Below are 21326 nucleotides of genomic sequence, written 5' to 3' on the forward strand. Positions count from 1 at the left end.
AATTCTATTTACAGTAAAATATAGGCCCGATACGCTTACTTTACTCTTTTCAAGCGAGATATAAAACAACAGTTTTCCCTGGGATAATTCAGGTTCCTAATCGTGGCATTAAAATTTCACGTCCTTCATCAATCTAAAAAATCACGAGCTCGTGTAGGCAAAATAGAAACTGCCCATGGAGTCATAGACACCCCCGCTTTTGTTCCTGTTGCGACTAACGGTGCCTTGAAAGGCGTTGTCGATCATAGTAACATTCCACTCATGTTTTGTAATACCTACCATCTCTTGGTACATCCTGGAACAGAAGCTATTGCCGCTATGGGAGGACTACATAAATTTATCAATAGAAATGCTCCTATAATTACAGATTCTGGGGGATTTCAGATCTTTAGCCTTGCCTACGGCTCAGTAGCAGAAGAAATTAAAAGTTGTGGGAAAAAGAAAGGCTCTTCATCCATCTTAGAGATTAATGATGAAGGCGTATGGTTCAAATCCTATAGAGATGGCCATAAACTCTTTCTATCCCCGGAAGTTTCTGTACAAGCTCAAAAAGATCTGGGTGCTGATATCATTATTCCCCTAGACGAACTCTTACCCTTTCATTCTAATGAAAAGTATTTCTTATCATCGTGCTCACGAACATATGTCTGGGAAAAACGCTCTTTAGATTACCATAAAAAAGACCCTAGATATCAGTCTATGTATGGGGTAATTCATGGAGGTATAGATCCAGAACAAAGGAAAATTGGGTGCCAGTTTGTTGAAGATCATTCTTTTGACGGATTCGCTATCGGAGGCAGCTTAGGAAGAAATCTAAAAGAAATGGTACCTGTTATTGATGTCACCACGTCATATTTATCCAAAGATCGCCCTGTACATCTTTTAGGAATAGGAGATCTCCCCTCGATACACGCTACAGTTGGCTTTGGTATAGATTCTTTCGATAGCTCTTATCCAACTAAGGCGGCGCGCCACGGTTTGATCCTATCATCTCAAGGGCCTATCAAAATTGCCAATCAGGCCTACGCTTATGATCTTTCTTCCTTAGATCCTGAATGTAGATGCCTAACATGCACATCAAACATCTCTAAAGCTTATCTACGGCACCTTTTCAAAGTTCACGAACCTAATGCAGGAATTTGGGCCTCTATCCATAATCTCTACTATATGCAACAAGTTATGCAAAATATCCGAAAACAGATCTTAAATGATGAGATTTGATCCGACTTATCCTGAGAATTAATCTCAATTTTTCAATTCTAAAGTGATTTACCTTAAATTACTTAAAATAAGAATACGAAATAGAAAATTGCTTTTTATTAAAAATAAGCATAATTTTTTTCGAGTTTTAGATAAGAAACGACCCTAAAGTTATATAAGAAACCTTATTTATGAAATATTAATTATAAACAGACTTACACTTAATAAAAACTATTATATTCCAAGCATAAATATGGATTGTTTTATCTATAGGTATAGAAATAATACAGAGTTTTTTTTTGATCAGCAAAACGCCTGCTGGTTATTTAAAGAAGGCTTCATTAGATCAGAAACCCAGATGCTACCCTACACTCTGGATTGGGAAATTAATATAAGTAGCGCTGATGAAATCAAAGAACTCCTTGCTCGCTGCATTCCTATAGTAGGCAATATTCTTGGCTTTGGAAAACTCTATAGCCTATGGTCCACACGAGATCCTACGGATCGATATAAAGATATCCTATTCCATACGCTCTCAGGAGTACTAGAAGCTTTGGGCTTAGGTATAGTAGCTTTAATTTTGAAAATAATTACAACGATAATTTTCTATATCTTTGAATTTCTTGAATGCCTGACATATACAATGATCTCTATGTTTCTCCCAGGTTCCCCATCTTCAGAAAGATTCTCCCTAGTTTAGACGTAAAATATTAAGAATTTAATAAATTAAAATAAATTCTATAGATAGATGTTAATTTAAAAATAGTGGTGATTTTGTAAATGCCACACAAAATCATCCAGTCTTATTTAAATTAGGTTTTGTCCGAGATCGTTCTGGTCTTGAAAATTGGTCAGAGGACTGGTTTATTTCTTGCGATCTTACCTCTTTAAGCAGCGATAGCCTTACGGTACAAGCTCTGAGAGGATTGCCTATAATAGGAACTATAATGGGCCTAGGCAGAATCTATAGTACATTGTCCACAGAGGCTCGTCCTGAATCTGAAATCGAAGACAGATACATAGATAGATGTTTTCACACAATCATAGGAATTTTAGAGATTTATGGATTGGGAACTATTTTTACAATTATCAAAATTATTTACTTCTGTATTCAATTAATCGTAGTAACAATAGCCGGGGAAATCACAGAGTTAATATTTGATGAGGAGCAAGGGTTTAAAGTTCGATACTTTTTAACTAGCGTATTCACATTTGATTGTTGACTCTAATCAAATTTACAGAATATGGATTCTATTTCATAAAATTAACTGCTTAAAATTATTATTTTTTTAAATAAAAATGATAAAGCAAGCTGTTAATAACAAACAACTTCCGTATTTTATTTTATTTATAATTGCAATTATTACCAAATATAAGTAAAATGCTTCGCTCTAAATTTTAATAAAAATAAATACAAGATAATTGAACACTTATTCGAGACAAGAACTCCTGTATCATACCCAGATAATAAATGTTTTATTATACAGCATAATTTAAACTAACCAGGATGTTTTTTATGTTCATAAATACCTATAGAGATAATTCAGAATTTCATGATGCTGCACAAAACTACCCCGCACTTTTTAGACTTGGGTTTGTTCGCGATCAATTCGGTCTCAAAGATTGGAAATTTGATTGGTTAATTTCTGATGATATTGAAGATTTAGATGCTGATGGAATTTTTATACAAATTTTACGCGCTCTTCCTATTATCGGAACGGTTATGGGTGTAAGTAGAATCTATAGCGTATGGTCTACAGATACTTTAGATGATAGCCTAAAAGATAAAATCATTCATACAGTAGTCGGACTGATTGAAATCTGCGGATTGGGCATTATCACTTTGATTATGAAAATTTTTTATTTCGTTCTTGTACGCATTATTGTAACCATTGTACCCGCATGTGTTCGAATAAGAAGAGGCTCCGAAGCAGAAGAAAACATGAGAGAATTCTTAATCGATACATTTTCTTTGGGGTTATAATTCTACTCTCTTTTCCCCACTCTATCTTTATGATAATAAACCATTAAAAAACAAAGATTTCGAAAAAAATAAAACGCCAAATTATTATCTGTTAATAACTTGTGAGACCTTTTTATATTTATAATTGAAACTATTTCAAATAATACATAAACTACTTCGCACTCAATATTTAAAAGTGAAAAATATAGTTATGTTTATTGATAGATATCCAAATAATTGGAACTTCTCAATTCGAACAAGAAATTCTTGTTCTTTATTACGCTCCGGTTTTGTTCGTACATATTTAGGCGTTCAACCTATTAATAGAGAATGGAATATCTCAACAAGAGACGGCATTTTCTCCAAAGCAAATATGCTGGAAATAAAAAAAGCCACTCCTATTTTAGGAACAATCATGGGTCTGGGTAGGCTATATAGCGTTTGGTCTACAAAAGATAATACCACAAGTAAAATACAGTTACTCTTACATACCCTAACGGGTGTTATCGAAACCCTAGGCTTGGGCATTATCCTTTTAATCGCAAAAATTATCCGTCTAGCAATTAAAATGCTATGCGAAAAAATCGGTCCATGTTGCTGCTGCAGCCGTTATCAAAATCTGGAAATTATCTCCACATCTTCTCAAGATTCAACAAACATTGAAGATTTCAGATCTACAGATTTAAACGCAATGGACTTAGCCAACTTTAATCCAGAACAAGCTGCAAATTTATTCTCTACTACTGTTCACGGAGATCCTTCTAAAGGAGAAAAAGTTACAGTATCTCTAACAATAGATCCTCAAGCAATGGAGCAGATGATAAATACAACAACGCAGTTATTATCCGATATCGTGAATATTGATGAGGATGATGAAGAAGGTATAATGAGAGGTATTTCTCAATTTCAAAACATTCTAGGTACAGGTCGCATACACAACCAAGTGCATACAATGACCTCTTCTTTAAGAGAATTATCCACTACAACTACAGAAGAGGAAAACTCTTAAAGAAAATCTTAACAGTCTTTTAGATAGCACCTTTAATGATTCTATAAGAAAACTGAACCTCTTCTCCTGTATTACCCTCTTATAAACTACAAAATATAAGAGAAGAGACTTTTCTTCGCGTCCACAGGAAACTCAAATCTATCTTTTTTTACTTCCCGATAAAATCAATAGGCAAGAAATAGCGCAAAATGCCAATGCTGATGCCATGGGAATCGTAATGAACCCAAAGATAAATAATTTTGTTGAGCAAGAAACTCTACCACAAATATCTATCGTCATTCCAGAAATCTCCTGAAGACAAATCTGATAAACAGCAGTTATCATGCCTATAATAGATAAAGGTAAAGCGTAGATCTTTACCAAACTATCTTCACGATATGTAGCTATTCCTAAAATAATCGATAAAGGAAATAAGCAAATCCTTTGATAATAACATAAAACACAGGGCTCTATGTTCAACAGATAACTGTAATAAAGACTCATTACCGTCCCTGTACAACAAATCAACCAAGCAAAATATAAAGCATAATTACGAAGGAATCTAATCATCATTTTCCTCTGTAGCCTGTAAATAACGGATTTGTCGAATGACACGTTCTAACTCATCAAATGTGGGATCCTCAATCAGATAGTCTCCAACTACAGCTGTTGGTGTTGCTAACTGTCCCCCAAGAACTTGAGAGCCATAAATATTGTTCTTCTTAATTTGCTCTTCATATTGCTGAGAATCTATACACTGGATTAATCCCTTAGGATTGATACTACGACCTGAATGTGTTTTCAAATTCTCAGTAAGTTTAGTCAATACTTCAGGAGTTGCCCAACGTTTCCCCTCTTCCTTAGGATAAGTAAGTAACCTATGGAAATACTCAATATAAGCCTCTATGTCAGGCTGACGTGGGTCATGATGGTAGACACAAAGTAACGCTTGAGCTGCCGGCATCGATCCTCGAATAAAACATACAGGAATTAACGTAAATGATACCTCACCGGTATCAATGTAGTTCTTTTTTAACAGAGGGAAAACCTCAGTACTAAACTCCGCACATGCGGAACATGAAGGTTCTTCAAATACTGTAATATTAATCGGTGCATAGGGATTACCAAGAGTTGGAAAATGTTTAGCGTTAGTAGGGATATGAGCTTTAGGAGGTAATATCGTCTGCTTTTTATAAATCATTAATCCAAAGCATAGTATGAAAAAAGCACTGGTAACTATGACTAATATCTTTTTATTCAATGATCGTTCTCTTGTAAGGCTCTCACAGAACTAAGAAATAGAATAAAAAAATAAAAATTTAAAACTATTTTTTTACATAAAAAGGATAGAACACCCTCCCTTTGTCTTTCATTTATATATTGAAATGGGTTGAATTTGATAAAAAACCTTTTAGTTTTATTATTCTCATTCTATTTAGAAAGAAAGATCCCAGCATTTTTCTTTTCATGGATAAAGAAACCTTAGAAAATATTTATAAGCACTTCCGTTATCGTTTTTTTAAATTAAGTATTCTCCCCGCATTCTTAGGATTATTGCTTATATGCACACCAAATACTCTGAATTATCAAGCACCAAGTGTCATTCTTTCCGATAGAGTTTGTGGAAGTTTGTTAATCATTTTAGCCCTGATATCTTTTTATAGACGTTCTATACTTTGGTTTGGTGTATTTATAGGTATTTGGGTAACTCTTTTCCCTTGTTTTCCAGAACGTTCCTCTATTGTTTTTGCAAATGATACACTCATAGGATTTGCTATCTTTGCTGTTGTTTGTATTCCCCCTACACGACCAGAAGCTTTGGAAGTTGGTCCCACTCTTCCTGAAGGAATGACTTATAACCCGTCTTCAGGAGGACGAAGAGCTGCTGTCTTAATATTAAGTTTATTAGCTTGGCTGCAATCACGCTTTCTAACAGCATCTGCATTAGGAATCTCTAGGACTGCTTTTGAATGTGATTTCCTTGTCTACGCAGCGATGATGGCCGCTTATTCCCTACTTGTTGTGCTTTCTTTATCTGGAGGAGAACGCCGTTGGCATACACGACCAAAAATAGTATTAGCTACAGCAATCACCTTGCTTTCTGCTATTATCCTTACCTTTATCCCTATTGTATCGAAACAGATGACCTTAGATTGTTGGATATGTTTATCTCTAACAATACAACCTGCTCTAGCCTTTGTTTTTGCTTATGATGAACTTAGAGCAACATTTACCTATCTAGGACAATTTATTGGAAAAAAACGCGAACTAATTCGTATATCATTATTCGGATCCGAGTACTACCGAGATTCATTATTTTGGGAAGAACGTACTGTCCTTCCTTTTATAAAAGCATGCAAGCAAGCTTTCCAGGGTATTTCCTTTCCTATTAATCTTCTGATCGCTATTTGTATAGCAATAGGATTTATCAAAGTCAGTGATGAGCTTGCTGTTACAGATAAATTGAGAAATTATATCGACATTTGCTGTTGGTTTATCATCGTATTAGCCACCCTATCCTTTGCTAATAGTCTTCGTCATCTTAGATGGCTATGTGTAATTTTCTCAGCGGCAATACTACTTTCTCCTGTTTTCTTCCATATTCCTCTACACTCTCCTATATTGATTCCAACAATCATCATAGGAATTGCTTTGATTTTTCTATCTGTAGGGAAAATAATACAGAAAAAGTAAATAGCTTTCACTAAGTCAGCATCGAGCTAATTCCTGATGAGGTTTCTCCCTGCTGTACCTCAGCAGCTTGATCTTCCTCTTCTTCAGCTTCTAAACGATCTCGCTTTTCTTTGTCATACTCGCTTGCATAAATATCATCTCGAGCACGATCTATGCCCTCAGCTATAACAGCATCATGAACAGAAGTATGCGGGGAATCCTTATCAGGAATAACTTTTATAGTCTGTAATAAAGTAACATAGGAAAATCTCTGAGGATATTCAGGAAGTAGAACTTGAGATTCTACAAACACCGCGACCTCTTTTTTCGTAAATTTGCCTCTTTGACTATTACAGTAATTCAGAATTTGCAGATAATTACTCTCTGCTAGTTGTTTGTGTTTACTTAATGCTCCTTTATGATGCTGGAAGGCGTACATAATTAAAGGTGCCGAAATCAATACCGAAGAAAGAATGCCAGGAAGAATGAAAGGGAGAAACACGTCTGAAGCAAAAGAAAATCCCTCCAAAGGGTATCCAGCTAAAAGAGATCCTATCAATAACAATACTATAGAACAGACAAAAACAATCGTAGCAATAACCACAAGAGGCGAACCCTTACAACGATGGGAATGAATACCATTATAAAGAGAAAGTTTCTCATTAGAAGAAAGTAGAGTGTAGTCTAACTGTGAAGATTGTACATTAGCAAGTGGTAATGTCATGTTAAAAGACACTCCCGGATATCCTCTATAAGCATATGGACATTACCGGAAGAACGCGTTGAATCATTAAAGAATACAGGAACGAGTCCACGATTTTTAAGTACATAAAATGCATCTCCAAGAAAGGCTACATCACGAAAATCATGAGTAACAAGCACTACAGTTTTATAGTCTTTTCTTGCTAATCGCAAAATGTACTTATATAACAGTTCCTTAGTCGTAATATCTAAAGAAGAAAATGGCTCATCTAATAGTAATATCGGTTTAGGAGATAAACACTGACAAGCCAAAGATACTCTTTGCTTTTGTCCTTCAGATAATTCATCGGGATAACAATCCAATAAATTGCCTATATTAAAGCTCTCAATCACTTCAGACAACTTCTCAGAAAATATAGAGAAACGTTTGTTCTTTACTCCCAATTCAGAGCCGAGATAAATATTTTTCAACACGGTTCTCCACGGAAGTAGAGTCTGCTTTTGTTGCATATAAGCCACGTCTGTTTGCTGAATAGGTTGGCCAAGCCATAAGATTTCCCCTTCAGAAGGAGATAAGAAATTAGCAATTAAACGAAATAAGGTGGTCTTTCCTATTCCAGAAACACCTAAAACAATAGAAATTTTTCCTGGATACGCAGTAAAAGAAGCTTTTTTAAAAATTAACTTATCCGAGTAAGAATAGCCAAGATCTTTGACTTCTAACATGTAGAAACCATGATTTTTGAGAGGAAGACGGCTTGCGGTTACCAAGACTTGAACTTGGGACCTCGACATTATCAGTGTCGCGCTCTAACCAACTGAGCTATAACCGCGAGTTTTGGAGACTAGGAGAGTCGAACTCCTGACCTTCTGAATGCAAATCAGACGCTCTACCAGCTAAGCTAAGTCCCCGTTTATTCTTCTCATATTACTATAGAAAAACAAAAAGCTATCTTAATGACTAAGAGATTTAACCTCAACCAAAGAATTAGGAAAAAACGAATCAATGGGTTAAACAGATTTCTTTGAGGACACTTTTTAAAAGAGAATCCATGTAAAATTTACTTGTTTCACTTTGAAGTTGTAACCAGCTTGTATTACTTGAGGACTCAAGAGGATGAGGAATAAGAATATTGACCCCTAAACAAGGAACATCAAATTCATAACACACCTGAGAAACGGCTCCCCCAGCACTATCAAAACCTTGAATGTCGGAGTGAACTTTTTGAAGAGAAAGAAAATAGTTCTTAGACATTGTAAAAGCTTCTCCAGTGGCTATGATACCCTCAATAAGATCGTGTTCTGTGGATGTCATAGGTTTCAAGTAACCATGCATCTTTAACAGATCTTCTATAGCTTGTTTATGAGTAACAATAAACTGTCTTCCTCCTTTCTTTGCGGCCTCTCTATAGGCTTTACTTGTAGCAAAAATGCTCTGATTGATATCTGGTATTTCGAATCTTTTGAAAAACGGACGAACGTCGGAATCATAATTAATATAACCGTTGGAAATTAAAACGTTTCCAAAGCGACCAGTTTCCGAACGTGAATAGCATGTGCCAATAATTAAAATAAGCTCTACACGATGCTTTAAAATCATATTACAACTAATTACAGATGCAGAAACTTTATTAGGCCAAAAAGAAGACATCACCAGATACTTTCCAAAATAATCTCCAGAATAATATGTCCTTCTTCCCTCCACACTTTTCTTATTATTAGCAAACCATGGTATAGGACATTCTGCATCAGAAGACTCAGAAATTTCAGGAAGAGCAAAAATGATTCCTATACGAGATAAAGGGGCGTTCTTTTCATTAAAAATATCAATAGGTTCTGCTTTTAAAGAGATAAAGGAACAACAAAGAATAGAAACAAAAAAAATGCGAAGAACCATAAAAATTCCAATTATAGAATCCTGGTTCCTTATAGAAAAACGAATTGTTAAAGAGAATGAAAAAGCTAGAAGTGAAGATAGCCCTTTCGACTCTAGAGGTAGCGAAAGACTAGACTCGAAAGAGCAAACCTTCTATGAATCTTTATTCATAAATAAAGAGAAATACTCATTTTTCAAAGTCTGACTTTCTTTTTTAAATCTATAGTTCTTGCTTCGCGCACTTTGGTAATCTTAAATGATTTCGTGAATGTTTCGTATTCTTTATCCAAAGCTTTAGCATCTTTATTTTTATAAACCATGAAAACTTGATAAAGAGTATGGTTTACTGAAATTAACATCCCTCTAAAATAGATATCCTCACAAGATATCCAAAACTCTAAAGCTTTATGTCCTTGTACCTCTTTTGCCTGCATAAATAGGACTTGCGACTCTGGTAGAGCCTGTAGCATTCCTGAAAATCCTTCTTGAAGATTTAATTCTGGACGACTGACATCCACTTTCTCAGGATATTCCCATACAGACACAACATATACAGTATTATCTGATTGTGTTTCTGTAACATATGTATCATAGCGTATAGTAAGTTCTGATTGAGGAATTTCTATGATCTGACCAGAATGGTCCGGATCCCCTGGGAACTCTGCAGAAAATCCACAATTTTTCGTATAGTCATACCGCTTCCACTTGAGACTATCTTTAATTTGAGAAATAGGGATATCACTATCTTTGATCTCTTTATTAGAGAACCAGTTCTTCATCTTAGAGAGAAAACCAGTCTTTGACTCCCCTGCAACTAATGAAGCTGGGCATAGGGCTTGAAGAGATATTAATACGGTTAATATGAACTTACTTAATTTTGAAAGCATAATAAAAATAAAATACGTTTATTAATTTAATAATATAACTTCCGAGACTTTTTATTATAAATAAAACATAAAAAATCAAAATCATCAAAAAACCTTGTATTTTATAAAATCCATAATGATAATCCTGCTTGTTAAAAAATCTTAGAAATTAAGAGTTATAGCGCGTATGAAAGAGCAAGTATTTGCTAGTAAGAAGGTTGGAGTTTTGCCAGCACGATGGGGTAGCGTCAGATTTACTGGAAAGCCCCTAGCAAACATCCTAGGAAAGTCTTTAATACAAAGAACTTATGAGAATATTAATCAAAGTACAACACTAGATAAAGTTGTTGTAGCTACTGATGATCAACGCATTATGGATCATGTCTTAGAATTTGGTGGTCATTGCGTAATGACAAGTCCAGAGTGTGCTAACGGAACAGAACGTACAGCAGAAACGGTATCGCGTTATTTCCCTGAAGCTGAGATTATAGTGAATATTCAAGGAGATGAGCCATGTTTACAGCATACTGTTGTTGACTCTCTTGTTAGAAAACTCGAAGAATTCCCTAAGATTCAAATGGTTACTCCGGTTGCTAAAACTACCGATTCACATGAGATCTTAACAAATCAAAAAGTGAAATGTGTTTTCGATAAAAATGGAAAGGCTTTATATTTTAGTAGAAGCCCTATTCCACACATCTTAAAGAAAGAGACACCGATTTATCTTCACATTGGCGTATATGCATTTAGGCGGAATGCTCTATTCAATTATATTGAATCTTCCCCTACTCCGCTAAGCCAAGCTGAAGATCTTGAGCAACTACGTATACTAGAACACGGTGGGTCTATCCACGTATGTGTAGTGGAAGCTAAGAGCCCCTCAGTTGATTATCCAGAAGATATAAATAAGGTAGAAAAATACTTAACATGCCATTCAAGTGCATCTTTTTAACAGGAGGAGTTGTTTCTTCCTTAGGCAAGGGATTAACCGCTGCTTCTCTAGCTCTATTATTAGAGCGTCAAAATCTTAAAGTTGCCATGTTAAAACTGGATCCTTATCTTAACGTTGATCCGGGAACAATGAATCCTTACGAACACGGTGAGGTCTATGTTACCAATGACGGCATAGAGACGGATCTAGATCTTGGTCACTATCATCGATTTTCTTCAGTAAACTTATCTAAATATTCTACAGCGACCTCAGGACAAATCTATGCTCGCGTGATTAAGAGAGAACGCGAAGGATTTTATCTAGGAAGCACTGTTCAAGTTATCCCTCATATTACTAATGAAATCATCGAAGTTATCTTAGAGTGTGCCAAGGAAAATCAGCCTGACGTATTAATTGTAGAAATCGGTGGTACTGTTGGTGATATAGAATCCCTACCCTTTCTTGAAGCTATTCGACAATTCCGCTATGAGCATGCTGATAGCTGTTTCAGCATTCATATGACTTATGTGCCTTATTTGAAAGCTGCTGGAGAGGTTAAAACAAAACCTACCCAACATTCTGTTCAAAGTTTACGAGGTATCGGTATCATTCCCGATGCTATTCTTTGTAGATCCGAGTCTCCTTTAAGTAGCGAAGTAAAAAAGAAAATCAGTTTATTTTGTAATGTACCTAATAACGCGGTCTTTAACGTTATAGATGTTGAACATTCGATCTACGAAATGCCCTTGATGCTATCTCAGGAAAAGATCTCGACATTTATTACAGAAAAATTAGGGTTATTCACAAAACAAGAAGATCTAAGTGATTGGAAAATCTTAATAGAGCGTCTACGCGACCCCCTTCCAAATAAAGTGCGCATAGGTCTAGTGGGTAAGTATGTACAACACAAAGACGCCTATAAATCTGTTTTTGAATCGATTACCCATGCTGCGTTAAGCTTAAATTACTCCGTAGAAATTCTTCCTTTAGATTCTGATGATCCTCATTTCCTTGAAACCTTAGAACAATGTGATGGTTGCTTGGTTCCTGGAGGTTTTGGATCTCGTGGATGGGAAGGAAAAATTAAAGCAGCAAAGCTCTGTAGGGAGAGAGGTATTCCTTACTTCGGTATTTGCCTAGGAATGCAAGTTCTTGTTGTCGAATATGCTCGCAACGTTATGCACTTAGAAAAAGCAAATTCGACAGAAATGGATAAGGATACACCTGACCCTGTTATCTGTATGATGGATGGACAAGCATCTCTAGTGGCTACAGGGGGGACAATGCGTCTTGGAGCCTATCCTTGTGTATTATCTCCTGGGACTAAAGTATACGAGGCGTATGGAAAATCGGAAATTATGGAACGCCATCGCCATCGCTATGAAGTAAATTTTAACTACGTACAACAGTTAAGCGACCACGGTCTGAATATTGTAGGTACATGTCCACAACAAGGACTTTGTGAAATCGTAGAAATCGCAGATCATCCATGGATGGTCGGTGTACAATTTCATCCAGAATTTCTGTCGAAATTGATAGCTCCTCATCCACTATTTATAGGTTTTATTCAGGCAGCAATTCTATATTCTAGGAATAAAAGTTATGTCTAATTCTCAGACAGAAAGAATCTTCCTTGGCGTAGACTACGGACAGAGGCGTATAGGCCTTGCTTATGCAGCCTCTCCTTTGCTCATCAGCTTGCCTATAGGATTTATAGAGGCAGGAAAGACATTAGAGGCAACAGCAAAAATTCTTGGTAAAATCATCCAAGAACGTAATGTCTCTTATGTAATTCTAGGAAATCCTATCCCTATGCAAAAAAGCCAAAAATCCATTCTACAGGAAGAAATCATCAAACTTTCTTCCTTAATTCAGGAATCTTGTTCTGTTGAAGTTATTCTTTGGGATGAAAGACTCTCCTCAGCACAAGCAGAACGTATGCTAAAAGGTGATTGCGGATTAAATAGAAAACAAAGAAAAGGGAAAGCTGACAGTATTGCCGCAACCCTCATCCTCACAAGTTTTTTAGAAAGTTCTCCCCAAATTTACTCCTAATCATCCCCTCCATACAGCAATCATTAATCATGTCTCTAATTCCTTAAGAATTAAGAATTCAAATCTATTTAGATTATTAATTAAATAGCTCGTATATATAAATTATTTAAATTCGATAACGGATAAAATTACTTTGAACAAAAAACTAAAAAATCTTAACCTCCTAGCTTTGAAAATCTCAGCCCACCTACAATCTAAAAGATTTTCAAAATTGCCAATCTGATACGACTTGATAAATTACCGTGTCACTTCTTTAAAAAAATGCAATAGGGTGTTTTCCTTTTATTATGATGTACACATGGTGGCTGTTTGCTGTTGTCTTCGCGTCTTCAATTTTAGGAGGCTGTTTTCCGACAGCTTTGAGATCGTCAAAAACTCTCACCATTGCCATTCATGATGATCCCGTATCTTTCTCTCCAGAACAAGCAAAACGTGCCCTAGATCTTTCTATCTCAAAACTCATTTTTGAAGGACTCACAAGAGAAAATCCTTATAAAAGCGATCATGTAGAATTTGCTCTAGCAAGTCATTACACGGTGTCCGCTGACGAAAAAACCTATACATTTTTCATAAAACATGATGCGTTATGGAGTAATGGGACCCCAATTAGATCTCAGGATATTGTTAGAGCTTGGGAACATGCAAAAACATTTTCTCCTCATCATCAAGCTTTTGAAGGAATTAATTTTAAAACTTGTTCACCATCCAGCATCACTTTAACCCTAGACACCCCAAATCCTAAGCTATTACAATTACTGGCATTTCCAGCATTTTCTGTTTTCAATCCTGAAGATTTAAATGTATTTAGCGGACCTTTCCACTTAATAACTCATAATCCTGGTCACTGCCTATTGTTAGAAAAAAATCCTCACTATTATGATAGAGAAAAAGTCAGTATATCCTATGTTAGTCTACTAGTTATTCCAGATTTATATACTGGGGCACTTTTACTAAATCGAGGCAAAATTCATTGGCTAGGACAACCTTGGCATCAAGGACTGACTAAAGAACTAAAAGACACTACACCCTACCATTATACTAGTTACCCTGTGGAGGGGGCTTTCTGGCTTATACTCAATACAAAAGATCCTGTTTTATCTCAAATCCACAACCGTTATAGATTAGCAGCAGCTATTAATAGAGAAGAAATTATCGATTATGCTCTGCAAGGGAACCAAGAGCCAGCTTATACGCTATCAAGAAATACTGCTCCCTACTATCAATATAAAAAACAAAAACTCATTACCCCAACAGAAAAGCTAACCCTGACATATCCTTCAAACATTTTAAGATGCCAACGCATTGCAGAGATCCTTAAAGAACAGTGTAAATCCGTAGGTCTTGATCTATTTTTAGAGGGGCTAGAATATCATGTTTTCCTAAGCAAAAGACAAATGTGTGATTTTACAATCGCTACAGCAACAGGAGTGGCTTACCATCCCAATGCCGCACTCCTTCCTCAAGCAGAAAAGCTTATGAAAAATTTAGAAATCATTCCTATCTACCACATGAGCTACGATTATATAACACTATCTCCAATAGAAAAAATCCTTCACAACGCCTCCGGAGCTGTTGATCTTAAATACGCATGTTTACCTTAAAACTTCTTTACAGAATGAAGGAGAAATCAAAAATCTTGGTTTTAGAGATCCAAGATTGGAAATTATTTTTTTAATCAGTAATCTAACCCCAATCTACTATTCAATTTCGAGACAACCTCATGACGAATAGATTCAGAAAATACTGTGCTATTTATTTCCTATCTCTTGCTAGTGTGTTTCTAATTAGTTGTCATAAACAATCTCCTCAAGATATGGGGAAGTGCTTAAGAATCGGCATAGCATACGACCCCCTTTCATTGGATCCTAGATGTACCTACTTAAAAAAAGATATCTCATTAGCAAAAGCCCTTTATGAAGGTTTAGCTCGCGAACGTATTTCTAACGATCTTGTGATCTTGGGAATAGCTAAAGATTACAAAGTGTCTCATGAAGGCACTGTGTATACATTTGATCTGAAAAACACAAAATGGAGTAATGGAGATCCTGTAACAGCTTACGATTTCGAAGAATCAATCAAACAAATTCATACAAAAAATCTCCCCATATCCTATCACAACCTTCTCTATATTATCAAAAACTCCAAAGCAATTATGGAAGAGCAGTTACCTATAGAACAACTAGGAATCAAAGCTCTAGATTCGAATAGATTAGAAATCACCTTAGAGCACCCCTCTCCAAATTTTATAGAGATTGTTTCTCACCCGTTATTTTTTCCTGTTCACACATCTCTTAGAGAGTATTATAAAAATCCAAAAATCAAGCCTATTTACATCTCTAATGGGCCTTTTGCATTGGATGATTTTCAGCCACAAAAACATCTGACTATGCGAAAAAATACCTACTATTATGATGTTGATAAGGTAAAAATCGATACTCTTATCTTCAAAGTCATGTCCGACGTACATACAGCAGCCAAATTCTTCAGGAATAATCTTATTGATATTCTCGGAAATCCTTGGGTATCTAAAATCCCTCAAGAGATATTAAATAATACTCCTACAAAGATAAAACACGTATATCCCGTATGTTCAACTTCTATACTTATCTATAATCTAGAAATGCCTCTTCTACAAAATAAAGCCTTAAGAAAAGCTCTTGCCTATGCTATTGATAAAGAATCTCTTATTCCTCTACTCAATTCAGCAAGAATCGCCAATTCCTTTGTGCCACCAGAACTATCTGAAATTCATAATCAAGACGTCCTTGGAAAAGAGCAACGAGAAAAAAAAGCCCAGGAATACTTCAAAGAAGCAAAAACCACTCTATCAGAAAAAGAACTCTCCGAACTCTCTCTTATTTATCCTCAAGAATCCGGAGTTTTTTCTCTTGTAGTTCAAGAACTTCAACAACAATTCAAAAATGTTCTTGGTATTCATATACCCATTCAAGGCATCGAATACTTCTGTTTCTTAGAAAAAAGAAGTAAAGGCGATTTTTATTTATCCGTGGGAGGATGGATTGCAGAATACCTCAATGCTAGAAATTTCCTTACAATACTTGGAAATCCAGAAAACAAAGAAACAAGTCATCAATTAGGGAAATGGAATAATAAACAATTTGATGAAATCTTAGGGAAATACCATACCCAAGCATTCACAAGAGAAGATCAAATATTAGCTGAAGAACTTATTGAAGAAGATATTCCCATATTTCCCTTATACCACTTTAACTATATCTATATCACACAACCCCAAGTAAACAATCTCTATGCTTCTCCTTTAGGACATGTGGACCTTAAAGAAGTAGAGCTTCTCCCCACGATGTAATTCAGATTCCATTAAAACATTTCTTAAAGATGAAAATGTGTACAAATCAAACATATAGCTTTAAAATGTCTAGTCAACCCATTGATTCAGCGACTCTAATTACATAATTGAGTAAAATAAAACCGGGATCAAAAACCTCGAATAAGCACGCGAAATGCTTCTTAACCATATGACAAGAAAACTGCATAAGCTTCTAAAACTTACTCTATCAGCTATCCTTTTTCTAGGAATTTTTCTATTATGCCCAAGCTGTCATACAAATATTTCTAAAAATCAAAATTCTTTAAAAATAGCAATTAGCCATGACCCTATGTCCCTAGATCCGAGAAGTGCTTGCTTAAGTAAAGATATTTCAATAGCTCAAGCACTTTATGAAGGTCTTGTAAGAGAACGTCCGGGAAATCCCGAACTTGCTCTAGCAAAATGCTACACAATATCTGATGATCAGACCGTCTACACTTTTTATCTTAAAGACACCTTATGGAGCAATGGAGACCCCGTAACAGCTTACGACTTTGAAGAATCAATCAAACAAATTCATAAACTTGAAGTCACCTTATCTTCTAATTTTCTTCCTCGGGTGATTAAAAATTCCCAAGCAGTAATAAGTAAAAAACTGCCTATTGATACTTTAGGCATTCGAGCATTAGATAAATCAAAATTAGAAATCATCCTAGAAAAGCCTGTTCCCTACTTTTTAGAACTTCTTGCCTATCCTATTTTCTTTCCAGTACACAAATCCCTAAGAAATTTTTATTCTTCCGGAGGAATAAATCTTCCTAATATCTCTAATGGACCTTTTGTTATTGAAAATTACCAACCACAAAATCAATTAATCATTAAAAAAAATCCGTTATATCATGATAAATGTTCCGTTCATCTTGATACCATTATATTTCAAATTGTTCCAGATACGCATACAGCAATGCAGCTTCTACAAAAGAATCTTATTGATTGGGTAGGCTCTCCATGGAGTTCCCCTATTTCTAAAGAAGACCAATATCATATCCCAAAAGATAAGCTTCATAATTACCCGGTACTTGGAACAACAGCACTAATATGCAATTTAAAAAATAGCCCTACAAATAATGTAGCGCTGAGAAAAGCCCTAGCTTATGCTATTGACAAAACGACTTTACTACAGTTTATTAGCCATGGGAAGGTTGCTGAGCATTTTTTACCTCCAGAATTATCAAAAATCTCTAAATGCTCTTATCTATCGCAAGAAGAACGTCAGGAATATGCTCGGGAATGTTTTAAAGAAGCTCAAAAAGAGCTATCTCAAAAATATATCTCAGAATTATCTATTATCTATCCTTTAGAGTCCGCCTGTTTAAATGCCGTTGTTCAAGAAATACAACAACAAATCAAAAATGTCTTAGGGATTCATATTACAATCCACGGCATGGAATATCATTGTTTCTTAGATAAAAGACGGCGTGGAGATTTTACTCTAGCCACAGGAAGATGGGTAGCAGATTATCCAAGACCTACATCCTTTTTGGCAATCCTTGGAAACTTCAAAAGTGATGAACCTACAAAATCTCTAACAAAATGGGAAAACGAAAAATACAATCATATTCTCGATTCCCTTCTATCTCCAGGAGAAAATTCTCGAGATCAAATTTTAGCTGAAGAACTTATCGAAGATGAGCTCCCTATTATTCCTCTATACCATTTCGAATACACCTACGCAGCGAATCCTAAAATTCAAAATTCCTATACCTCATTATTGGGGCATATTGATTTGAAAGAAACAGAACTTTCAAAATAATATTCGCTTTTTCAAAGCTTCTAAAAACTTCTTAAGCCTTTCCCTAAGTCAAACAAAATATTGACTTAAACTTGAAAAAAAATGTCTTAAAAGCGACTCTCCACACGAATCAATGAATTATTTTATATTGCAGCTACGATAAATCAGAGATATAATATTTTGTTTTGGTCAAGATTCTAAATCAGGAATTCTTACCAACTTATCAAAGACTTTAAGGGTGTAGATAATGTTCCGTTATATCAAGAAGCGCCTAGTATTTAACTTGCTTTCTTTATGGATCATCCTAACCTTAACTTTCCTTGTAATGAAAACTATTCCCGGTGATCCATTTAATGATGAAAGTAGCAATACTTTATCACAAGAAACTTTGCAGATTCTTAAGTCACGCTACGGATTAAATAAACCCCTGTACCAACAATACATTCATTATTTGAAATCTTTGGTAACTTTAGATTTTGGAAATTCCCTTGTTTACAAAGATCGTAGTGTAACAAGCATTATCTCCACAGCATTTCCTGCATCAGCAATACTTGGACTTGAAAGCCTTATCCTTTCTATCTCTGGTGGAATCTCGTTAGGAACCTTAGCAGCATTGAGGAAGAAAAAACAAGGACGCTATATCTTATTTTCTTCTATTTTACAAATTTCCATTCCTGCATTTGTCCTAGCAACTATGCTACAATATATTTTTGCAGTGAAAATACCTATCTTCCCCATAGCTTGTTGGGGGAATTTTTCTCATACGATTTTGCCATCTCTAGCTTTAGCAATCACACCTATGGCATTCATAACTCAACTAACTTTTTCTTCCGTATCCTCAGTCTTAAACAAAGACTACGTGTTACTTGCATATGCTAAAGGGCTATCGCCAATAAAAGTTATACTTAAACATATTCTCCCCTACGCGGTATTCCCCACTATTTCCTATGCTGCATTTCTTGTAACTACCGTCATGACCGGAACATTTGCTATAGAAAATATCTTCTGTATTCCAGGTTTAGGGAAATGGTTTGTCTGTAGTATTAAACAACGCGACTATCCAGTGACTCTAGGACTATCCGTATTTTATGGGGCCTTCTTTATGTTAGCCTCACTACTATCAGATCTTATACAGGCAATGATAGATCCTCAGCTTCGCTACTCTTATAAAGAATTTGAACAAGAAACAAACTTTTCTCAAGAAAGCGAACATCTCTAACGAAATTCATAAAACTTAGGTGACGAACAAACAAAATTAAAAGAAACAAATAAGGCGATTAAAAAAACTTCATGGATATTTCTTTAAAATCTTCTCAACCTACTCTATGGCAACGTATGAAAGGAAATACCATGTTTATGGTAGGAATCTTGATACTTGGGACTTTAATCCTATGCGCCATTCTTCTTCCGTGGATTTATCCTAATTATGAACACACGTCTTTAGAACATACTTTAGCTCAACCAGGGAAAATGTTTCCTTTTGGAACAGATTCTCTAGGACGTTGTATGTTGGCTAGAACTATTCAAGGTATTCGTCTATCGTTACTGATCGCTGTAACAGCAACCCTTATAGATGTCTTGGTAGGGCTTCTTTGGTCTACGGTAGCCTTATCTTCCGGAAAAAAAATAGCCTTTCTAATGATGCGTATTACAGAAATCCTATTTTCAATTCCTAGAATTCCTGTAATCATTCTTCTTCTTGTTATCTTTGATCATGGGATTCTTCCCCTGATTCTTGCTATGACACTAACAGGATGGATACCGATAGCACGAATTATCTATGGACAATTCTTATTATTAGAAAATAAAGAGTTTGTGCTTTCCGCAAAGACTATGAACGCGTCTACATTTCATATTCTGAGAAAGCATCTTTTACCCAATACACTTACTCCGATTATCTCTACACTGATTTTCACTATTCCTGGAGCAATATACACAGAAGCTTTTATTAGCTTTTTAGGCTTAGGAATCCAACCTCCACAAGCTAGCTTAGGGACATTAGTAAAAGAAGGTATTAACGCTATTGATTACTATCCTTGGCTATTTTTTATTCCATCATTTTTCATGATTACACTCTCAATAAGCTTTAACCTGATTGGAGAAGGAGCAAAAGCTCTATTCATAGAGGAAAACTCTCATGCCTAATACGCTGCTCAATATACAAAACCTCACGATAGCATCAAATAATCCACGTAGATTGCTGATAGACAATCTTAGTCTTACTATCAAAAAACAGCATAGTCTAGCTTTGGTAGGAGAGAATGGCTCAGGGAAAACAACAATTACTAAGGCAATTCTTGGTTTTCTTCCAGATAATTGTGAAATTGTAGAAGGCAACATCTTCTTTGAAGATCAGAATCTGAAAACAATGTCGTATAAAAATTTCCAAAAAATTCGAGGGAGGAAAATAGCTACAGTATTGCAAAATGCTATGGGATCCCTTACACCATCTATGCGTGTAGGAGCGCAAATTGTAGAAACCTTACGACAACATCATCCCATAACGAAAAAAGAAGCTTATTCAAAAGCTATAGAATTATTAGCAAGCGTACGCATACCTAATCCAGAACGTTGTTTTCATCTCTATCCTTTTGAATTAAGTGGCGGTATGCGTCAACGTACAGTAATCGCTATATCTTTAGCTAGCTCTCCAGAACTTATTCTTGCTGACGAACCTACAACAGCCCTAGATTCTGTATCACAAGCCCAAGTATTGCGTATATTGCGTAAGGTTCATAAAGAGAATAATACAGCAATGCTGCTAGTCACCCATAATCTAGCTCTAGTAACAGAACTTTGTGATGATATTGCGATTATTAAAGATGGCCAACTTATAGAAACTGGAAGTGTAAAAGAGATTTTTTCTTATCCAAAGCATTCTTATACGAAACGTCTTCTCAAAGCTGTATCGAAAATCCCTCTCACAGCCTCCTCTTCGCCTATTTTAAAAGCGAAGCTTGCAGCTTTAAGAAATACAGATACCCTATAGAC

At 35.6% G+C, this 21326-nt stretch carries 21 protein-coding genes and 2 tRNA genes; 15 read left to right on the top strand and 8 right to left on the bottom strand.

What is annotated here, in order from left to right:
* The first annotated feature begins 102 nt into the window (after positions 1-102).
* The 5 genes from tgt to H9Q19_RS00095 all read left to right on the top strand — a co-directional run bounded on the left by tgt (position 103) and on the right by H9Q19_RS00095 (position 4172).
* The gene (gene tgt / locus H9Q19_RS00075; protein WP_213241043.1) at positions 103-1221 is read left to right on the top strand and encodes a tRNA guanosine(34) transglycosylase Tgt; all 1119 of its coding nucleotides are present in this window, start codon (positions 103-105) and stop codon (positions 1219-1221) included.
* 232 nt (positions 1222-1453) lie between these two features.
* Positions 1454-1900 (top strand): hypothetical protein, encoded by a 447-nt coding sequence (locus H9Q19_RS00080; protein ID WP_213241045.1) that lies wholly within the window; start codon positions 1454-1456, stop codon positions 1898-1900.
* Positions 1901-2147: 247 nt separating this feature from the next.
* Positions 2148-2423, top strand: a complete 276-nt coding sequence (locus H9Q19_RS00085; protein ID WP_213241047.1) for a hypothetical protein — start codon at positions 2148-2150, stop codon at positions 2421-2423.
* Positions 2424-2716: 293 nt separating this feature from the next.
* Positions 2717-3184 carry a hypothetical protein gene (locus H9Q19_RS00090; RefSeq protein WP_213241049.1) on the top strand — a complete coding sequence of 156 codons (468 nt, stop codon included), beginning with the start codon at positions 2717-2719 and terminating at the stop codon, positions 3182-3184.
* Between the two features lie 190 nt (positions 3185-3374).
* Positions 3375-4172 (top strand): hypothetical protein, encoded by a 798-nt coding sequence (locus H9Q19_RS00095; RefSeq protein ID WP_213241051.1) that lies wholly within the window; start codon positions 3375-3377, stop codon positions 4170-4172.
* Between the two features lie 138 nt (positions 4173-4310).
* On the opposite strand, the gene H9Q19_RS00100 is transcribed toward H9Q19_RS00095, so the two are convergent.
* A complete protein-coding gene (locus H9Q19_RS00100) occupies positions 4311-4721 on the bottom strand; it encodes a disulfide formation protein (protein ID WP_213241993.1) in 411 nt (136 codons plus the stop codon).
* Entirely contained in the window at positions 4714-5352 is a 639-nt protein-coding gene (locus tag H9Q19_RS00105) for a thioredoxin domain-containing protein (protein ID WP_249324539.1), read from the bottom strand. Before H9Q19_RS00105 ends, H9Q19_RS00100 begins: the two co-directional genes overlap by 8 nt.
* A 266-nt stretch (positions 5353-5618) precedes the next feature.
* Here H9Q19_RS00105 and H9Q19_RS00110 point away from each other — a divergent pair, with 266 nt between their 5' ends.
* On the top strand, positions 5619-6845 hold the full coding sequence (locus tag H9Q19_RS00110; RefSeq protein WP_213241055.1) for an SPW repeat domain-containing protein: 1227 nt from the start codon (positions 5619-5621) through the stop codon (positions 6843-6845).
* Between the two features lie 10 nt (positions 6846-6855).
* Here the strand turns inward: H9Q19_RS00110 and H9Q19_RS00115 are convergent, their stop codons facing one another.
* From H9Q19_RS00115 to H9Q19_RS00140, 6 genes are all read right to left on the bottom strand, one after another.
* Positions 6856-7560, bottom strand: a complete 705-nt coding sequence (locus tag H9Q19_RS00115; RefSeq protein WP_213241057.1) for a hypothetical protein — start codon at positions 7558-7560, stop codon at positions 6856-6858.
* The gene (locus H9Q19_RS00120; protein ID WP_213241995.1) at positions 7545-8252 is read right to left on the bottom strand and encodes an ATP-binding cassette domain-containing protein; all 708 of its coding nucleotides are present in this window, start codon (positions 8250-8252) and stop codon (positions 7545-7547) included. The genes H9Q19_RS00115 and H9Q19_RS00120 overlap by 16 nt, the downstream gene beginning before the upstream one ends.
* A 33-nt stretch (positions 8253-8285) precedes the next feature.
* A tRNA-Ile gene (locus tag H9Q19_RS00125) sits at positions 8286-8359 on the bottom strand.
* 6 nt (positions 8360-8365) lie between these two features.
* Positions 8366-8438 (bottom strand) — tRNA-Ala (locus H9Q19_RS00130).
* Between the two features lie 91 nt (positions 8439-8529).
* Positions 8530-9423 (bottom strand): 5'-methylthioadenosine/S-adenosylhomocysteine nucleosidase family protein, encoded by an 894-nt coding sequence (locus tag H9Q19_RS00135; protein WP_213241059.1) that lies wholly within the window; start codon positions 9421-9423, stop codon positions 8530-8532.
* A 173-nt stretch (positions 9424-9596) separates the two neighbouring features.
* The gene (locus H9Q19_RS00140) at positions 9597-10289 is read right to left on the bottom strand and encodes a hypothetical protein (RefSeq protein WP_213241061.1); all 693 of its coding nucleotides are present in this window, start codon (positions 10287-10289) and stop codon (positions 9597-9599) included.
* A 166-nt stretch (positions 10290-10455) separates the two neighbouring features.
* On the opposite strand from H9Q19_RS00140, the gene kdsB reads away from it, so the two are divergent.
* The 9 genes from kdsB (at position 10456) to H9Q19_RS00185 (ending at position 21324) form a co-directional block, all read left to right on the top strand.
* Positions 10456-11220, top strand: a complete 765-nt coding sequence (kdsB, locus tag H9Q19_RS00145) for a 3-deoxy-manno-octulosonate cytidylyltransferase (RefSeq protein ID WP_213241066.1) — start codon at positions 10456-10458, stop codon at positions 11218-11220.
* Positions 11196-12809, top strand: a complete 1614-nt coding sequence (locus tag H9Q19_RS00150; RefSeq protein ID WP_213241069.1) for a CTP synthase — start codon at positions 11196-11198, stop codon at positions 12807-12809. The genes kdsB and H9Q19_RS00150 overlap by 25 nt, the downstream gene beginning before the upstream one ends.
* Positions 12802-13254: a Holliday junction resolvase RuvX gene (ruvX, locus tag H9Q19_RS00155; RefSeq protein WP_213241071.1), complete on the top strand. Its 453-nt coding sequence runs from the start codon at positions 12802-12804 to the stop codon at positions 13252-13254. The genes H9Q19_RS00150 and ruvX overlap by 8 nt, the downstream gene beginning before the upstream one ends.
* 287 nt (positions 13255-13541) lie before the next feature.
* Positions 13542-14855 carry an ABC transporter substrate-binding protein gene (locus H9Q19_RS00160; RefSeq protein WP_213241073.1) on the top strand — a complete coding sequence of 438 codons (1314 nt, stop codon included), beginning with the start codon at positions 13542-13544 and terminating at the stop codon, positions 14853-14855.
* A gap of 119 nt (positions 14856-14974) precedes the next feature.
* On the top strand, positions 14975-16582 hold the full coding sequence (locus tag H9Q19_RS00165; protein ID WP_213241075.1) for a peptide ABC transporter substrate-binding protein: 1608 nt from the start codon (positions 14975-14977) through the stop codon (positions 16580-16582).
* A 181-nt stretch (positions 16583-16763) separates the two neighbouring features.
* The gene (locus tag H9Q19_RS00170; RefSeq protein WP_213241997.1) at positions 16764-18356 is read left to right on the top strand and encodes a peptide ABC transporter substrate-binding protein; all 1593 of its coding nucleotides are present in this window, start codon (positions 16764-16766) and stop codon (positions 18354-18356) included.
* A gap of 226 nt (positions 18357-18582) precedes the next feature.
* On the top strand, positions 18583-19554 hold the full coding sequence (locus tag H9Q19_RS00175; protein ID WP_213241077.1) for an ABC transporter permease: 972 nt from the start codon (positions 18583-18585) through the stop codon (positions 19552-19554).
* A 71-nt stretch (positions 19555-19625) separates the two neighbouring features.
* Positions 19626-20480 carry an ABC transporter permease gene (locus H9Q19_RS00180; RefSeq protein ID WP_213241079.1) on the top strand — a complete coding sequence of 285 codons (855 nt, stop codon included), beginning with the start codon at positions 19626-19628 and terminating at the stop codon, positions 20478-20480.
* Positions 20473-21324, top strand: a complete 852-nt coding sequence (locus tag H9Q19_RS00185; protein ID WP_213241081.1) for an ABC transporter ATP-binding protein — start codon at positions 20473-20475, stop codon at positions 21322-21324. The genes H9Q19_RS00180 and H9Q19_RS00185 overlap by 8 nt, the downstream gene beginning before the upstream one ends.
* Positions 21325-21326: the final 2 nt, after the last annotated feature.

The sequence above is a fragment of the Chlamydia crocodili genome (assembly GCF_018343815.1).
GTDB classification, from domain to species: domain Bacteria; phylum Chlamydiota; class Chlamydiia; order Chlamydiales; family Chlamydiaceae; genus Chlamydia; species Chlamydia crocodili.

What these genes read in the sequence shown, in the direction of transcription:
- H9Q19_RS00080 (WP_213241045.1), top strand. Translation starts at nt 1,454, where the DNA reads ATGGATTGTTTTATCTATAGGTATAGAAATAATACAGAGTTTTTTTTT.
- H9Q19_RS00085 (WP_213241047.1), top strand. Translation starts at nt 2,148, where the DNA reads ATGGGCCTAGGCAGAATCTATAGTACATTGTCCACAGAGGCTCGTCCT.
- H9Q19_RS00090 (WP_213241049.1), top strand. Translation starts at nt 2,717, where the DNA reads ATGTTCATAAATACCTATAGAGATAATTCAGAATTTCATGATGCTGCA.
- H9Q19_RS00095 (WP_213241051.1), top strand. Translation starts at nt 3,375, where the DNA reads ATGTTTATTGATAGATATCCAAATAATTGGAACTTCTCAATTCGAACA.
- H9Q19_RS00100 (WP_213241993.1), bottom strand. Translation starts at nt 4,721, where the DNA reads ATGATTAGATTCCTTCGTAATTATGCTTTATATTTTGCTTGGTTGATT.
- H9Q19_RS00105 (WP_249324539.1), bottom strand. Translation starts at nt 5,352, where the DNA reads ATGATTTATAAAAAGCAGACGATATTACCTCCTAAAGCTCATATCCCT.
- H9Q19_RS00110 (WP_213241055.1), top strand. Translation starts at nt 5,619, where the DNA reads ATGGATAAAGAAACCTTAGAAAATATTTATAAGCACTTCCGTTATCGT.
- H9Q19_RS00120 (WP_213241995.1), bottom strand. Translation starts at nt 8,252, where the DNA reads ATGTTAGAAGTCAAAGATCTTGGCTATTCTTACTCGGATAAGTTAATT.
- H9Q19_RS00135 (WP_213241059.1), bottom strand. Translation starts at nt 9,423, where the DNA reads ATGGTTCTTCGCATTTTTTTTGTTTCTATTCTTTGTTGTTCCTTTATC.
- H9Q19_RS00140 (WP_213241061.1), bottom strand. Translation starts at nt 10,289, where the DNA reads ATGCTTTCAAAATTAAGTAAGTTCATATTAACCGTATTAATATCTCTT.
- kdsB (WP_213241066.1), top strand. Translation starts at nt 10,456, where the DNA reads ATGAAAGAGCAAGTATTTGCTAGTAAGAAGGTTGGAGTTTTGCCAGCA.
- H9Q19_RS00150 (WP_213241069.1), top strand. Translation starts at nt 11,196, where the DNA reads ATGCCATTCAAGTGCATCTTTTTAACAGGAGGAGTTGTTTCTTCCTTA.
- ruvX (WP_213241071.1), top strand. Translation starts at nt 12,802, where the DNA reads ATGTCTAATTCTCAGACAGAAAGAATCTTCCTTGGCGTAGACTACGGA.
- H9Q19_RS00160 (WP_213241073.1), top strand. Translation starts at nt 13,542, where the DNA reads ATGATGTACACATGGTGGCTGTTTGCTGTTGTCTTCGCGTCTTCAATT.
- H9Q19_RS00165 (WP_213241075.1), top strand. Translation starts at nt 14,975, where the DNA reads ATGACGAATAGATTCAGAAAATACTGTGCTATTTATTTCCTATCTCTT.
- H9Q19_RS00175 (WP_213241077.1), top strand. Translation starts at nt 18,583, where the DNA reads ATGTTCCGTTATATCAAGAAGCGCCTAGTATTTAACTTGCTTTCTTTA.
- H9Q19_RS00180 (WP_213241079.1), top strand. Translation starts at nt 19,626, where the DNA reads ATGGATATTTCTTTAAAATCTTCTCAACCTACTCTATGGCAACGTATG.
- H9Q19_RS00185 (WP_213241081.1), top strand. Translation starts at nt 20,473, where the DNA reads ATGCCTAATACGCTGCTCAATATACAAAACCTCACGATAGCATCAAAT.